Genomic DNA, 14,300 nt, shown 5'->3' on the forward strand with positions numbered 1-14,300 from the left:
TCATGCTGACCATTGAAAAACTTCACGTCGCCGCGGGCGACAAGCCGATCGTCAAAGGCCTGGACCTCACCGTTCCGGCGGGCGAGATTCACGCCATCATGGGCCCCAATGGCGCGGGCAAGTCCACACTTGCCTATGCACTGGGCGGACGCCCGGGGTACGAGGTCACCGACGGCACCGCGAGCCTCGACGGCGAGGATCTGCTCGACATGGACCCGCACGAGCGCGCCGCGCACGGGCTGTTCCTCGGCTTCCAGTATCCAGTCGAGATTCCCGGCGTATCGATGCTGCAGTTCCTGCGCGAGAGTCTGAACGCCCAGCGCCGCACGCGCGGCGAGGAAGAATTGTCGGGCGCCGACTTCATCAAGCGCGCCAAGGAACAGGCGAGCGCACTCGGGCTTGATGCCGACATGCTCAAGCGGCCCGTCAACGTGGGCTTCTCGGGCGGCGAGAAGAAGCGCGCCGAAATGGTCCAGATGGGGATCATGCAGCCGCGTTTCGCGGTGCTCGACGAAACCGACAGCGGGCTCGACATCGACGCGCTGAAGGCCGTGGGCGAGGGCATCAACCGCATCATGCGCGCGCCCGACAAGGGCGTGCTGCTGATCACCCATTACCAGCGGCTGCTCGACTATGTGAAACCCGACAAGGTGCACGTCCTGTCGGCCGGCAAGATCGTGAAGACCGGCGGGCCCGAGCTGGCGCACCAGCTCGAGGACGAGGGCTATGCCGAGGTGCTGGCCTAGATGAACGCACCGCTGCCATCCAAGGCCGACGAAGCCTTTCGCTATGCCGACATCGCGGCATTGGGCGAGGTCTGGGACACACTCGACGCGCCCGAGCGACACGAAATTGCTGCGCAGCAAAAGGTGCAGCAAATCTGGATGCCGAGCGGCGATCCGATCGACGTGAAGCGCGCTCAGATCGTCATCGACAAAGGCGCCGAGATGCGTCTTTACGCGCTCAACGCCGCGGATCGCTACGGGCGGATCGAGCTTGACGTGACGTTGCACGAAGGCGCGCATTTCGGGTGCGACATCGCCAACCTGGGTCGTGGTGGCGCGACGCTCGAAGTGGTCACGACGGTGCGGCATGTCGAGCCCGAGGCGACGAGCGCGCAGACGGTCCGCAGCGTGATGGGCGACAAGTCGACGGCTTCCTATCTCGGCCAGGTCGCGGTCGCACGCGAGGCGCAGCGGACCAAGAGCGAGCAGGACGTGAAGGCGATGCTGCTGTCGCGCACCGCCACCGCCAATGCGAAGCCCGAACTGGAAATCTACGCCGACGATGTCGAATGCGAACATGGCGCGACGGTCGGCGAACTGGACCCGATGCAGCTCTACTATGCGCAGGCGCGCGGCCTGTCGCCGAAGGAAGTGCAGGCGCTGTTGCTGGAAGGCTTCGTGGGCGGACTGTGGGACGATCTCGGCATGGAGAGCGACATCGCCGACCATGCGCGCAAGAGCCTACGCGAGATGACGCGGTGAACGCGCCCGCCGCCCTCAACGCACTCGACGTGCGCGACCAGTTCCCGGGGGTCGGCGACTGGCATTACCTCGACAGTGCCGCCACGGCGCAGAAGCCGCAGGCGGTGATCGACGCGATCGCTAACGCCTATGGCGCGGATTATGCGACGGTGCACCGCGGGGTGTACGACCGCAGCGCCAACATGACGCGCGCCTACGAGGCCGCGCGCAACGCGGTCGCGCAGTTCGTCGGCGGAAAGGCGGAGGAGCTGGTCTTCACGCGCGGGGCGACCGAGGCGATCAACCTCGTCGCGGCGACGTGGGGGGCCGAAACCATCGGCGAGGGCGACGCGATCCTGCTGTCGCGGCTCGAGCATCACAGCAACATCGTCCCGTGGCAGATGCTGGCGGAGAGGGTCGGTGCGGACATTCGCGTCGCCGATCTGACCGACGACGGTCGGATCGATCTCGACGACCTGCGGTCCAAGCTGGACGACCGGGTCAAGCTGGTCGCGCTGTCGCATCTGTCGAACGTGACGGGAGCGATCCTCGACGCACGTGTCGTCGCCGACATGGCGCACGACGTCGGTGCCAAGATGCTGCTCGACGGTTGTCAGGCCGCACCGCGTCTCGCGATCGATGTCGACGCGCTGGGATGCGATTTCTATGCCTTCTCGGGCCACAAGCTCTACGGTCCCACGGGGATCGGCGCGTTGTGGACGCGGGCCGACATCCTCGATGCCATGCCGCCGTATCAGGGCGGCGGGTCGATGATCGACCGCGTGAGCTTCGAGGACGGCACCACCTACGGCCCTGCCCCGACGCGGTTCGAAGCGGGAACGCCGCATATCGTCGGCGCGGTCGGGCTGCATGCCGCCTGCGACTGGGTAGAGGAAACCGGGCTCGACGCCCTTCACGCGCACGAAGCGGGACTGGTGGCGTTCGTCCGCGAGGAACTGGGGGCGATGAACGATGTCACGCTTTTCGGACCCACCGACGGCGCGGGGATCGTCAGCTTCAACGTCGAGGGGGTTCATCCGCACGACGTCGCCACCATATTGGACGATGCGGGCGTCGCCGTCCGCGCTGGCCATCATTGCTGCCAGCCGCTGATGGACTGGTGGAATGTCCCCGCCACCGTCCGCGCCAGTTTCGCCGCGCACAACGACATGAACGACGTCGCTGCGCTGCTCGAGGGACTAGAGAAAGTGAAACGGATTTTCGGATGACCGAAGAACGCAAGATCGAGATCGAGGAAGTAGACGCGGCACCAACCCCGCCACGTGCCCGCGTGGGCGAGGTGCTCGACGAAGAGACGGCCTCGCAGAAGCTCGAGCGCAAGCGCGATTATCTTGAAGGGTTTCTGGCCGGCGACGACAAGCCCGCCGAGGAGCCGTCGGAGGACGTGAAGGGCGCGATCGTCGAGATGCTGCAGTCGATCTACGACCCCGAGATTCCGGTCGATATCTACAATTTGGGCCTGATCTACGACGTCAGTGTGACCGACGAGGGCGATGCCACCGTGTTGATGACGCTGACCACGCCGCACTGCCCCGTGGCCGAAAGCATGCCGGGCGAGGTGGAGGTCCGCACGCTGTCGGTGCCGGGCGTGCGCGACGCCGAGGTCAAACTGGTCTGGGACCCGCCGTGGGATCCCAGCAAGATGAGCGATGAGGCCCGCCTCGAACTGGGAATGCTATGATGACCGAGACCAAGACCCGCGAAAAACCCGCCGCGATCACGCTGACGCCTGCGGCCGAACGGCGCATCGCCGACCTGATGGCCAGGGCGCCCGAGGATGCCATCGGAGTGAAGCTGTCGACGCCGCGCCGTGGCTGTTCGGGGCTGGCCTATTCGGTGGATTACGTCACCGAGGAAGCCGGATTCGACGAGAAGATCGAGACCCCCGGCGGCACCTTCTACGTCGACGGGGCGAGCGTCCTCTATCTGATCGGAAGCGTGATGGACTGGAAGGAAGACGATTTCGCCGCTGGCTTCACGTTCGAGAACCCCAATGCCACCGGCGCGTGCGGCTGCGGCGAGAGTTTCACGGTCTGAGCCCTTTCATGCTATACGGCGCGTGTTCGGGAGAAACGGAGACGTGTCATGAAGTTCCTCATCGCCCTACCCGCCCTCGCGCTGACGGGAGCCTCGCCGCCCGCGAGCGATAACGCGACGGAGGACCGGGCCGAGCCGATCACCACCACCCGCACCGCGAACCCGCCTGTCGTCGTCCGCGATCTGCCGAGGGTCGATTTCGACGGTCGCGTGACGAGCGAAGACCGGTGCGACGACCTTGCGCGGACCGCGCGACGCGAGCTCGATCGCGGGGCGCCGCTGCCCCCGATGCGCAAGCTCGACGAGTTGCCGCCCGCCGAAGGATATTATGCCGTGTGGCGCACCGATGCGTACGGCTGCCCCGATCCGGCCAAGTTCACCGACGACTAGAAGCCGAGGCGATAGCCGACGCGCACGCCCGTATCGTTGTCCACGCCCTTGATATGGCCGGGCTGGAAGCGGGTGTAGAGGTTCGCGTCCACGCGCCCCGGGCCCAGCGTGCCGCCATAGGCAAGCTCCGCGATCCGTTCGCGGCCCGAGGGCGAGAGCGCGAAATGCCGCGTGCCGAAGGTCGCGCGACCGGTCAGCGGATCCCATGCGGTCGCCATGTTGAGCGCCAGCCCGCCATCCCCGATGCGCAGCGGCTGCGACACCCGCAAGGCGAGCCGGTCCGATGTCTCGAAGAGGCCGCGGAGGGCGATGTCGGCGGCATAGGCACTGGTCGTGAAGGACCCGCCCTCGAACGTCGTCCAGCCGCGCCGCGCGTCGAGCCCGACCGACCACCCCGCGCCGAGCTCGCTGCGCCAGCGCGCGTCGAGGGACACGGTCGTCGCCCCGGTACCGCCACCGAGCGCCGATGACAGATGGCCTCCGAGCAATGTCTCGTCCTCGTCAAGTCGGCCGAGGGTCAGCGCGCCCCTGCCCCAGTCACCGAGCGACCCGTCGAGACCGGCGGCGAGAAGCGAATAGCCCGCGCGCTCTTCGCCCGGAGCACGGGAGGGTTCGACCACTGCACCCCGTTCTGCGGACAAGGTAAGGCCGACCCCGCCGAGATCGCGGCGAACGGCGATGCTGGTGTCGCGCAGCGCCGTGAAGCCGAGATCGGTATCGCGCGCAGCAAGGAAGTCTTCGCCCGCCGTTGCCGAGAGCTGGTCGCGCATGGCCTGCGCCCCTTCGGAAAACCCCAGTGCCAGCGCCGTCCGGTCGTCGACCTTTGCCACGATGCGTGCGGCCAGCAGGCGTGCGTCGCGGGCATGGTTCGTATCGAGGGGGGCAAGCAATGCAGTATCTCGCGGACCATCGCGGCCCACCGTCATCGCCAGCCGGAGAGGTCCGGCGCCTATTCCAGTGGCTCGAACGTCGCTGCCCGCTGTCGCGAAACGGCGCTGCATCGGGCCGGCGTGTCCCTGCATGTCCAGCGTCCGCGAAAGATCGAGCTCGTAGGCGCGTTCGTAGGAATCGGTGAACAGCGCGGTCGTGCCGGCGCCGCCGCCCGCATCGCCCGCCGCCACCGGAAGCGTTCCGTTCGAGGTCAGCGAGATGGCGACGTCGCTACCCGCCAGAACGGTCGCGCCGCTTGGGGCGAAGGCGCGACCGAGATTGAGGCGGCCACGACCCGAAATGGCGTCGATGCCCGCCGCTTCGATGTCGTCCGCGCTGTCCAGAAGGATGGCGACGATCTGCGCGCCCGTCAGGTTGGGGAAGGCATCGGCGAGCAGCGCCGCCGCGCCGGAAATGACGGGAGCGGAGAAACTGGTGCCCGACCAGGAAAAGACCCGGCCCGTATGATCGGGTGCGAGCAGGCCCGAGCCTGGCGCGGCGAGATAGACGTCGCGCGCATCGCCCGCGCGGTTCGAGAAACCGGCGATCGTGCCGCTGCGGTTGGTCGCGCCCGCGATGATGACGAGGCCGGGTGCGGCGGCGGCGAGCGTGGAAGCGAAGCCGCTCGGAAGTGCCGCGCCTTCGTTGCCCGCCGAAACGATCGTGACGATGCCCGCCGCGGCGGCGCGGCGGACCGCGTCGATCACGCTGCGTCCGGCCCCTTCCCCGCCGAGCGACAGGTTGATGACCCGAACGCCGGCCTGGGTCGCGCGGTCGATCCCGCGCGCGATCTCGCGGTCGGAGAACAGGCAGCCTTCGTCGGTCGCGCAGGTGCCGACATCGTCCGCGCGCACCGCGACGACGGTCGCGTCGAAGGCCACGCCCAAGGTGTCGCGATCGTCGCGCGCCGCCGCGGCCACTGCCGCGACCGCGGTCCCGTGTCCGCCCTCGTCGCTGATACCGCGGTTGCCGGCGACGTCGCCGCTGGCAGAAGAAATACGGCCCGCGAAGGCCGAAAGCGTCGGATTGATACCCGTGTCGACGATCCCGATCGCGATCCCGGCACCGGTCGCGCCCGCCTGATAGGCGCGGATCGCGTCGACGCCCGCCGCGCCGCCCGAATTGCGATATTCAGCGGTGTCGTAGTCGACCCGCTGGGTCACGGGGGTCGGAGTGGGTGTGGGGGTCGGGGCCGGTGTCGGGGTGGGCGTAGGCGTTCCGCCGATCGGCGGCGCGGGCGGCGGCGCGGGACGCGCGATGGTGCCGGGCCCGCCCCCGCATGCTGCCAGAAGCAACGCCAGCGCGCCGACCGAAACTCCCCGATGCCACATTGCCGCTCTCACCGAACGCTGCTCCTCCGAACTGACGCATCCCCGATAAGTACAGGGAATTCCGTGACTTATGCCAACGCCAACCTTGCGCTTTGCTGAAGCGCCGGTCCTCGTCTAAGCCCCGTCGGGTGATCGACCCCGCCTTCGCCTCCGTCCGCAACTGGATCTTCGACCTCGACAATACGCTCTACCCCGCGTCGTCGGGACTGTTCGCGCATGTCGATCGGCGGATGACCGGCTATATCGAACGGCTGCTCGACGTCGGGCGGGCCGAGGCGCGGCGGGTACAGAAGGACTATTTCCATCGCCACGGCACCACGCTCGCGGGACTGATCGCCGATCACGGCGTGGATCCGCATCATTTCCTCGAGGACGTCCACGACATTCCGCTGGACGCGTTGACCCCCGATCCGCGCATCGCGGACGGGATCGCGCGGCTGCCGGGGCGCGCGTTCGTCTATACCAACGGGGATGCGCCCTATGCGGGCCGCGTGCTCGAACGGCTGGGGCTCGGCAGCCACTTCGTGCACGTCCACGACATCCATGCGTGCGATTATCGCCCCAAGCCCGAACGGCACGGCTACGATTGCCTGGTCGAACAGTTCGACCTCGACCCCGCGGCGACGCTGATGGTCGAGGACATGTCGAAGAATCTGAAGCCCGCGAAGGAACTGGGCTTCACCACCGTCTGGGTCGACAACGGCTCCGAACAGGCGGTAGACGCGCCCGAAACGGCGCATGTCGATCACCGGATCACCGATGTCGGCGAATGGCTGGACACCCTGTTCGAGGAGCAAGCATGAGCGATCTGGAGACCATCATCGATACCGGCTGGGACCGGCGCGACAGCATCTCGGCGGACGACAACGAAACGGCCGAGGCGGTGCGCGAGGCGATCCACCTGCTCGACAGCGGGGAAGAGCGCGTGGCCGAGCCGACGGGCGAGGGTGGCTGGAAGGTCAACCAGTGGCTCAAGAAAGCGGTGCTGCTGTCCTTCCGCCTCAATCCGATGACGGCGATCCCCGGCGGTCCCGGCGGCGCGCCGTGGTGGGACAAGGTCGACAGCAAGTTCCTCGGCTGGGGCGAGGATCAGTTCAAGAGCGCCGGTTTCCGCGCGGTGCCGGGCGCGATCGTGCGTCGGGGTGCCCATGTCGCGAAGGGCGCGGTGCTGATGCCCAGTTTCGTCAACATTGGCGCCCATGTCGGCGAGGGCGCGATGATCGACACCTGGGCGACGGTCGGCAGCTGCGCACAGATCGGTCGGAACGTCCATCTGTCGGGGGGCGCGGGGATCGGCGGCGTCCTCGAGCCGCTGCAGGCCGAACCGGTCATCATCGAGGACGATTGCTTCATCGGCGCGCGCAGCGAGGTTGCCGAGGGCGTGATCGTGGAGAAAGGCGCCGTGCTGTCGATGGGGGTCTTCATCAGCGCCTCGACCAAGATCGTCGACCGCCACTCGGGCAAGGTGCACATGGGGCGCGTGCCGGCCTATTCGGTCGTTGTGCCGGGAACGCTTCCGGGGCGCGAGGGGCAGCCGAACCTTGCGTGCGCGGTCATCGTGAAGACGGTCGACGAGCGTACGCGGTCGAAGACGAGCATCAACGACCTGCTGCGCGACTAGCTCAGAAGGCTTCGCCGACCAGCGCGACGGCTTCGGCGTCGGACCAGTCGCGGTCGCCGACGTAGCGCCACACCTCGCTGCCCTGCGCGTCGTAGAGGACGGTGGTGGGCATGATCCGGACCGAGAGCGCGTCGGTCATCGCCATTTCGGCGTCCTGCCAGCCCTCGACGGCCTCCAGCCCCTGATCGTCGAGAAAGGCGCGGACCGAGGTGGCCGGTCCCATGTCCTGGCTCAAGGTCAGGACGCGCGGGATGCCCGCCGATTCCATCGTCGACAGTTCGACGAGGGTGGGCAGTTCCTTGACGCACGGCGCGCACCAGCTGGCCCAGAGGTTGACGAGCAGCGGTTCGCCGTCGGCATAGTCGGCCAGCCGAACGACCTCGCCATCGTCCGATGTCATCGTGATGTCGGGGAGGGTCGCGCCCGCGTGACTGCGGTCGATGCCGCCGGCTTCGGCGACGACGGGAGTATCGGCGGCCGGGGCCTGGGCACTGTTGTCGCAGGCGGCGAGCAGCAGCGCGGCGATGATCGTGACGCTTTTCGGTATCATGGATCAGGCCCTAAGCGGTTGGCAGCGGCCCGGCAATGCGGCATTGCGGAGGCATGCGGCGCTTCGCTTTCCTGCTTCCGGTCCTCGCGCTCGCGGCCTGCGGCGATGCCGGACCGTTGAAGCCAGCGGTGGGCGCCGACCTTCCGCCGCGCCCGGTGCTGGCGCGCACAACGCCCGACGCCGACGACCTTCTCATCCCCCCGCCCTATGCCCGGCCCGAACGGATCGACGAGATCGTCACCCGATCGACCCCGCGCCAGCCCGATCCCTTCGACCTTGCCCCGCCCGAAGGCGGCGCGGCACCCCAGCCCGATCCGACCGACGTGGAATCCGAGGATGTCGACGTGTCCGACATTCCCGGTCCCGACGTCGAACTGGACGACGACGAGGAATAGACCATGAAGCCCGTCCGCACTGCCATCTTCCCCGTTGCCGGATTGGGCACGCGATTGTTGCCCGCGACCAAGACGATGCCCAAGGAAATGCTGACGATCGTCGATCGGCCGCTCATCCAATATGCCGTCGACGAAGCGCGCGAGGCGGGGATCGACCGGCTGGTGTTCGTCACCGGACGCGGCAAGTCGAGCCTCGTCGACTATTTCGACATGGCCTACGAGCTGGAACGCACGCTCGACGACAAGGGCAAGGACAAGGGCATGCTCGACAGCAGCCGCGCGGGATTCGGCGAACTGGTGACAGTGCGCCAGCAGGAACCGCTTGGCCTCGGCCACGCGATCTGGTGCGCACGGCACATCACCAAGGACGAACCGTTCGCGGTGCTGCTTCCCGACGATCTGATGGTGGGGCAGCCCGGCGCGCTGCGGCAGATGATGGACGCCTATGACGAACTGGGCGGCAACATCGTTTGTGCGCAGGATGTCCCCCGCGAAAAGACGTCGAGCTACGGCATCGTCGATCCGGGCGAGACTCGCGGAAAGGCGACCGAGGTGAAGGGCATGATCGAGAAGCCCGCGCCCGAGGATGCACCGTCGACGCTGGGCATCGTGGGTCGCTACATCCTGCAGCCCGAAGTGATGGACAAACTGGGCGCTCACGAAAAGGGCGCGGGCGGCGAGATCCAGCTGACCGATGCGATGGCCAAGCTGATCGGCGAACAGCCCTTCCACGCGCTCGCCGTCGACGCGGTCCGCCACGATTGCGGCAACAAGCAGGGATTCGCGCTGGCGAACCTCGCGCTCGGCATGGCGGACGCGGAAGTCGCGCCGGTGCTGAAGGACTGGTTGGCGAGCCGCTAGGCCTCGAGCTCGACGTCCCAGTAGAGATAGTCGTGCCAGCTGTCGTGGAGATGGTTGGGCGGGAAAGCGCGGCCGTGTTCCTGCAATTGCCAACTGGTCGGGCGAATCGGATCGCCGCCGTGGATCGGCATCTGCGCCTGCTTGGGCGTGCGCCCGCCCTTCTTGAGGTTGCACGGTGCGCAGGCGGTGGCGACGTTTTCCCAGCTGGTGATGCCGCCCAGTCGCCGCGGGACGACATGATCGAAGGTCAGTTCCTTGCTCGCGCCGCAATAGACGCAGGCGAACTTGTCGCGAAGGAACAGGTTGAACCGGGTGAAGGCGGGATATTCGTTCGGTTTGACGTACTGGCGCAGCGCAATGACGCTCGGCAGCTTGATGTCGCAGCTGGGGGAATGCACCGTCCGGTCGTAATGATCGACCACGTCGACGCGTTCGAGAAACATCGCCTTGACCGCTGTCTGCCACGGCCACAGGCTCAGCGGATAATAGGAAAGAGGCGTATAATCCGCATTCAATACCAGCGCCGGACAACTGTCGGGATGGCGCAACACTTCCGGATGATGATCGACCACAAGGATCTCCTCGGTTCAGTCCTCCGAGGGCCTGACACCGCCTCCCGTGGCGTATCGCACTCACCAATGCGGGAGACCGGCGGCGCAAGACCCGTCTTTCCGTCCATGCGTCGTCCGATGCCATTCGGACGAGGCAGGATGATGACACCAGAATCTCGGGAATCTGACAAGAGTCACTTTTGCCACAGGGGGATCCTGTGATCGTCACGCGGTTCGCGCCGTCGCCGACGGGACTGCTGCACCTCGGCCACGCCTATAGTCTCGCGCGGGGCGCGGCGGCGGCGAAGGCGGCGGACGGGCAATTGCGGCTGCGGATCGACGATCTCGACCCCGGCCGGTCGCGCCCCGAGTTCGTCGAGGCGATCCACGAAGACCTCGCATGGCTGGGCGCAACGTTCGAGGGCGACGTCATGACGGCATCGCAGCGGGGCGAAGCACATCGGACGGCGCTCGACAAGCTGCGGCGAGCCGGGCTGCTCTATCCCTGTTTCTGCACGCGCAAGGACATCGAGGAAGCGCAAGCGGCGCCGCACGGCGATCCTGGGGCGCACTATCCCGGTACCTGCCGAGATCTCCCCGACGATCCCGAACGCCGCGAGGCCGAGCCGCACAGCTGGCGGCTCGATGCGGAGAAGGCGCTCGAGCGGATCGGCACGCTGCCGGCATGGGACGACGTCGCGCTGGGTCTGCAGTTCGCCGACTATGAAGCGATCGGCGACGCGATACTGGCCCGCAAGGACGCGCCCGCCGCCTATCACCTCGCCTGTGTGCTCGACGATGCGGCGCAGGGCGTGACGCTCGTGACGCGCAGCGCCGATCTCGCGCAATCGACGCCGATCCAGCGGGTCCTGCAGTTGCTGCTGGGGCTGCCCGAACCCATCTATCTGCATCACCAGCTGGTCGTCGACGGGGAGGGAAAGCGGCTCGCCAAGCGCGACCGGGCACCCACGCTGGCGGCGATGCGCGCGGAGGGGGTCGACGGCGCCGCCTTGTTCGCGGACCTCATGGCCAAAAGACTGCCCTTGGGATTTCGTCTGACCGATCCTACATAGAAGACATGACGACGATCCTTATCCTTCTTCTTGTCGGGCTGATGGCCGCGACCGCCTATGTTCTCGTTCGCGGGGTCATGGCGATGGCATCCGGCAAGGACATGAACGGCGCCAAGCAGCAGAACTACATGCAGAAGCGCGTGCTGTATCAGGGGTTCGCGATCATCGTGATCGCCATCATTCTCGCGGTCTCGCGCTAGCGGGCGCGCTCGCGGGGGGCATCGATGGTCAAACTCAACAAGATCTACACCCGCACCGGCGACGACGGCACCTCGGGGCTGGTCGACGGCAGCCGGGTCGCCAAGGACGGGCTGCGGATGCAGGCGATCGGCGATGTCGATGAAGCCAACAGCGTGCTGGGCGTCGCGATCAGCGCGATGACGAAGGGCGGTGAAGGCGATCCCGCCGCGCTCCGCCGGATCCAGAACGAACTGTTCGACCTTGGCGCCGACCTCGCCACCCCCGACGGCATCGACGGCGCCTTGCGGATCGAAGCCGCCCAGGTGGAACGGCTGGAAACCGAAATCGACACGATGAAAGCCGACCTGCCCACGCTCGACAGCTTCGTGCTGCCGGGCGGATCGCCCGCCACCGCACAGCTCTATCTCGCGCGCGCGGTCGTTCGCCGCGCCGAGCGCAAGGCCGTGGCCCTCGCCGCCGAGGAGACCGTGAACGATCAGGCGCTGGCCTATCTGAACCGCCTTTCGGACCATCTTTTCGTTGCCGCGCGTTCGGTAGCGGTGCGGGGGTCGGGCGAGATCAAGTGGAAGCCCGGCAGTACCCGCTAACCATTATCGTGCGTTACATCGTGGCGCACGGTGTCGCGATACTGTAGTACGAGGAAACGTTGTGGCCCGATCGGACGAGCAACCGAAGCCGGATCTCGGCAAACGCTATGCGGCCACCCGCAGCCTGACGCTCGACCTGGCGAAGCCGCTGTCGGACGCCGACGCGAGCCTTCAGCCGCACGAGGACGCCAGTCCGTCGAAATGGCATCTGGCGCACACGACCTGGTTCTTCGAGACCTTCATCCTGCGCGATCATGTGAAGGGCTATTCGATCTACGACGAGAAGTGGCCGTTCCTTTTCAACAGCTATTACGAGGGCGAGGGCGAGCGCCATTGTCGCGCGCGTCGCGGTCTCATCAGCCGACCGCACATCGACGAGTTGCGCGCCTACCGGAAGCATGTCGATACCGTCCTCATGGATGCGCTGCCGACGCTGTCTGACGAGGTGAAGAGCCTCGTCAATCTCGGCATCCATCACGAACAGCAGCATCAGGAGCTGTTCCTTACCGACATTCTGGCAACGCTCGAGGCCAATCCGCTCGATCCTGCCTACATGCGGGGGCCGCCGGTCGCGAGCGGTTCGGCGGGTCCGATGGGCTGGACGAGCCATGCGGGCGGCCGGGTCTCGATCGGTGCCGACGGGTCGGGGTTCAGCTTCGATTGCGAACGGCCTCGGCACGACGTGCTGCTCAACCCCTATGCGATCGCCGACCGGCTGGTCACGCAGGGCGAGTGGGCCGAGTTCATGCAGGACGGCGGCTATTCGACGCCCTCGCTCTGGCTCGCCGACGGGTGGAGCTGGGTGTGCGAGAACAAGGTCGAAAGCCCGCTCTACTGGCGCAACCTCGATGGCAAATGGTCGCGCTTCACGCTCGCCGGTCGCCGCCCGATCGAAGCCAGCCGCCCCGTCACCCACGTCAATTACTTCGAGGCCGACGCCTTTGCCCGCTGGGTCGGGCACCGTCTGCCTACCGAGGCGGAGTGGGAACATGCGTATCGCGATGCCGATCCGGCGCGGGGCAACCAGCTCGACGTTGCGCGGGCGGTGATGCCCGAAGGGACACAGGACGCGTTCGGCGATGCGTGGAACTGGACCCAGTCGGCCTATCTGCCCTATCCCGGCTTCGAACCCGAGGCGGGTACGGTGGGCGAATATAACGGCAAGTTCATGTGCGGGCAGTTCGTGCTGAAAGGCGCGTCCTGTGCGACGCCGCGCGGTCACAGCCGCGCCACCTACCGCAATTTCTTCTACCCGGCCCAGCGCTGGCAGTTCACCGGAGTGCGACTTGCAAGAAACGATTGAGGCGGCCCGCGAGACCGCCGCCGACCCCGCCTTCCGCGAAGACGTGCTCCGCGGGCTCCGCGAACCGCAACCCGCGATCCCCGCACGCTGGCTCTACGACCGGCGCGGGTCCGAGCTGTTCGACGACATCACCCGGCTCGACAGCTATTATCCCACGCGAACCGAGACGCGCATCATGCGCGACAATGCCGCCGACATCGCGCGACACGTCGGCACCGGCGGCGCGCTGATCGAATTCGGCGCAGGAAGCGTCACGAAAACGCCGCTGATGATCGAGGCGTTGCGACCCGATCACTACGTGCCGATCGACATTTCGGGCGATTACCTACGCGACAGTGCAGCAAAGCTGGCGGACGACCATCCGGGGCTCGAAGTCGATCCGGTCGAGGCGGACTTCACCAAGTCCTTCGATCTGCCCGACGCGATCGACGGGCTGCACCGTATCGGATTCTTCCCCGGATCGACGATCGGAAATTTCGTGCCGCGCAGCGCCGCAGACCTGTTGCGGACCTTTCGCCAGATTTTGCACGACGACAGCCACCTGCTGATCGGGATGGACCGGATCAAGGATATCGACCGTCTGAAAGCGGCCTACGACGATCCCGAGGGCGTCACCGCGGCGTTCGACATGAACCTGCTGACGCGGATCAACCGCGAACTGGACGGCAGCATTCCCGAGGAGGCGTTTCACCACGAAGCGCGCTGGAACGAGATGCTGGGGCGGATCGAGATGCACCTCGTCGCCGAGCGCGACGTGGAATTCGCCATCGCGGGCGAGGACTTCCGTTTCGCCGCGGGCGACACGATCCATACCGAGAACAGCCATAAATACGGGCCCCGGGGCGCGCGGACCTTGCTGTTGGCGGGCGGCTGGACGCCGGTGGCAGAGTGGACCGACGACGACGACGACTTCGCCTTCATTCTCGCCGAGGCACAGCCGAAGCGGTTCGCGCCCTAGGCCATCGCGCTGTATTGCGGGCGCC

The 14,300-nt window shown here is 66.8% G+C and carries 18 protein-coding genes; 15 read left to right on the forward strand and 3 right to left on the reverse strand.

Annotated features, from left to right (window positions below; all coding sequences use genetic code 11):
• The first annotated feature begins 2 nt into the window (after positions 1 to 2).
• From sufC to WJT74_RS10215, 6 genes are read left to right on the forward strand one after another with little or no spacing between them, the layout of a single operon-like run.
• Positions 3 to 746, forward strand: coding sequence for a Fe-S cluster assembly ATPase SufC (sufC, locus tag WJT74_RS10190; protein WP_343344425.1), 744 nt, complete (start codon positions 3 to 5; stop codon positions 744 to 746).
• Complete coding sequence (locus WJT74_RS10195) at positions 747 to 1,487, forward strand: SufD family Fe-S cluster assembly protein (protein WP_343344426.1); 741 nt, start codon at positions 747 to 749, stop codon at positions 1,485 to 1,487.
• Positions 1,484 to 2,695, forward strand: coding sequence for a SufS family cysteine desulfurase (locus WJT74_RS10200; protein WP_343344429.1), 1,212 nt, complete (start codon positions 1,484 to 1,486; stop codon positions 2,693 to 2,695). The genes WJT74_RS10195 and WJT74_RS10200 overlap by 4 nt, the downstream gene beginning before the upstream one ends.
• Positions 2,692 to 3,168 (forward strand): DUF59 domain-containing protein, encoded by a 477-nt coding sequence (locus WJT74_RS10205; RefSeq protein WP_343344432.1) that lies wholly within the window; start codon positions 2,692 to 2,694, stop codon positions 3,166 to 3,168. Before WJT74_RS10200 ends, WJT74_RS10205 begins: the two co-directional genes overlap by 4 nt.
• Positions 3,165 to 3,524 carry a HesB/IscA family protein gene (locus tag WJT74_RS10210; RefSeq protein ID WP_432215222.1) on the forward strand — a complete coding sequence of 120 codons (360 nt, stop codon included), beginning with the start codon at positions 3,165 to 3,167 and terminating at the stop codon, positions 3,522 to 3,524. Before WJT74_RS10205 ends, WJT74_RS10210 begins: the two co-directional genes overlap by 4 nt.
• Before the next feature lie 48 nt (positions 3,525 to 3,572).
• Positions 3,573 to 3,914, forward strand: coding sequence for a hypothetical protein (locus tag WJT74_RS10215; RefSeq protein ID WP_343344436.1), 342 nt, complete (start codon positions 3,573 to 3,575; stop codon positions 3,912 to 3,914).
• On the opposite strand, the gene WJT74_RS10220 is transcribed toward WJT74_RS10215, so the two are convergent.
• Positions 3,911 to 6,175, reverse strand: a complete 2,265-nt coding sequence (locus tag WJT74_RS10220) for a S8 family peptidase (RefSeq protein ID WP_343344439.1) — start codon at positions 6,173 to 6,175, stop codon at positions 3,911 to 3,913. The two genes, WJT74_RS10215 and WJT74_RS10220, sit on opposite strands and share 4 nt — an antisense overlap.
• Before the next feature lie 131 nt (positions 6,176 to 6,306).
• On the opposite strand from WJT74_RS10220, the gene WJT74_RS10225 reads away from it, so the two are divergent.
• Together WJT74_RS10225 and dapD are read left to right on the forward strand one after the other, a co-directional pair.
• Complete coding sequence (locus WJT74_RS10225) at positions 6,307 to 6,978, forward strand: pyrimidine 5'-nucleotidase (protein WP_343348170.1); 672 nt, start codon at positions 6,307 to 6,309, stop codon at positions 6,976 to 6,978.
• Complete coding sequence (gene dapD / locus WJT74_RS10230) at positions 6,975 to 7,796, forward strand: 2,3,4,5-tetrahydropyridine-2,6-dicarboxylate N-succinyltransferase (RefSeq protein ID WP_343344442.1); 822 nt, start codon at positions 6,975 to 6,977, stop codon at positions 7,794 to 7,796. Before WJT74_RS10225 ends, dapD begins: the two co-directional genes overlap by 4 nt.
• Before the next feature lies 1 nt (position 7,797).
• Here the strand turns inward: dapD and WJT74_RS10235 are convergent, their stop codons facing one another.
• On the reverse strand, positions 7,798 to 8,346 hold the full coding sequence (locus WJT74_RS10235) for a TlpA family protein disulfide reductase (protein WP_343344444.1): 549 nt from the start codon (positions 8,344 to 8,346) through the stop codon (positions 7,798 to 7,800).
• 53 nt (positions 8,347 to 8,399) lie between these two features.
• On the opposite strand from WJT74_RS10235, the gene WJT74_RS10240 reads away from it, so the two are divergent.
• The gene (locus WJT74_RS10240) at positions 8,400 to 8,741 is read left to right on the forward strand and encodes a hypothetical protein (RefSeq protein ID WP_343344447.1); all 342 of its coding nucleotides are present in this window, start codon (positions 8,400 to 8,402) and stop codon (positions 8,739 to 8,741) included.
• A 3-nt stretch (positions 8,742 to 8,744) separates the two neighbouring features.
• A complete protein-coding gene (locus WJT74_RS10245; protein WP_343344449.1) occupies positions 8,745 to 9,602 on the forward strand; it encodes a UTP--glucose-1-phosphate uridylyltransferase in 858 nt (285 codons plus the stop codon).
• On the opposite strand, the gene WJT74_RS10250 is transcribed toward WJT74_RS10245, so the two are convergent.
• A complete protein-coding gene (locus tag WJT74_RS10250) occupies positions 9,599 to 10,174 on the reverse strand; it encodes an HNH endonuclease (protein ID WP_343344452.1) in 576 nt (191 codons plus the stop codon). The genes WJT74_RS10245 and WJT74_RS10250 overlap by 4 nt on opposite strands.
• Before the next feature lie 197 nt (positions 10,175 to 10,371).
• On the opposite strand from WJT74_RS10250, the gene gluQRS reads away from it, so the two are divergent.
• From gluQRS to egtD, 5 genes are all read left to right on the forward strand, one after another.
• Positions 10,372 to 11,226 (forward strand): tRNA glutamyl-Q(34) synthetase GluQRS, encoded by an 855-nt coding sequence (gene gluQRS / locus WJT74_RS10255; protein ID WP_343344454.1) that lies wholly within the window; start codon positions 10,372 to 10,374, stop codon positions 11,224 to 11,226.
• Between the two features lie 5 nt (positions 11,227 to 11,231).
• On the forward strand, positions 11,232 to 11,426 hold the full coding sequence (locus tag WJT74_RS10260; protein ID WP_343344456.1) for an HIG1 domain-containing protein: 195 nt from the start codon (positions 11,232 to 11,234) through the stop codon (positions 11,424 to 11,426).
• Between the two features lie 24 nt (positions 11,427 to 11,450).
• On the forward strand, positions 11,451 to 12,014 hold the full coding sequence (locus WJT74_RS10265; RefSeq protein ID WP_343344459.1) for a cob(I)yrinic acid a,c-diamide adenosyltransferase: 564 nt from the start codon (positions 11,451 to 11,453) through the stop codon (positions 12,012 to 12,014).
• A gap of 61 nt (positions 12,015 to 12,075) precedes the next feature.
• On the forward strand, positions 12,076 to 13,317 hold the full coding sequence (egtB, locus tag WJT74_RS10270) for an ergothioneine biosynthesis protein EgtB (RefSeq protein WP_343344461.1): 1,242 nt from the start codon (positions 12,076 to 12,078) through the stop codon (positions 13,315 to 13,317).
• A complete protein-coding gene (gene egtD / locus WJT74_RS10275) occupies positions 13,301 to 14,275 on the forward strand; it encodes an L-histidine N(alpha)-methyltransferase (protein ID WP_343344463.1) in 975 nt (324 codons plus the stop codon). The genes egtB and egtD overlap by 17 nt, the downstream gene beginning before the upstream one ends.
• The last annotated feature ends 25 nt before the right edge of the window (positions 14,276 to 14,300 follow it).

Origin of the sequence: Sphingomicrobium sp. XHP0239, from assembly GCF_039555325.1 — a bacterium.
In the GTDB taxonomy this organism is placed as follows: Bacteria; Pseudomonadota; Alphaproteobacteria; order Sphingomonadales; family Sphingomonadaceae; genus Sphingomicrobium; species Sphingomicrobium maritimum.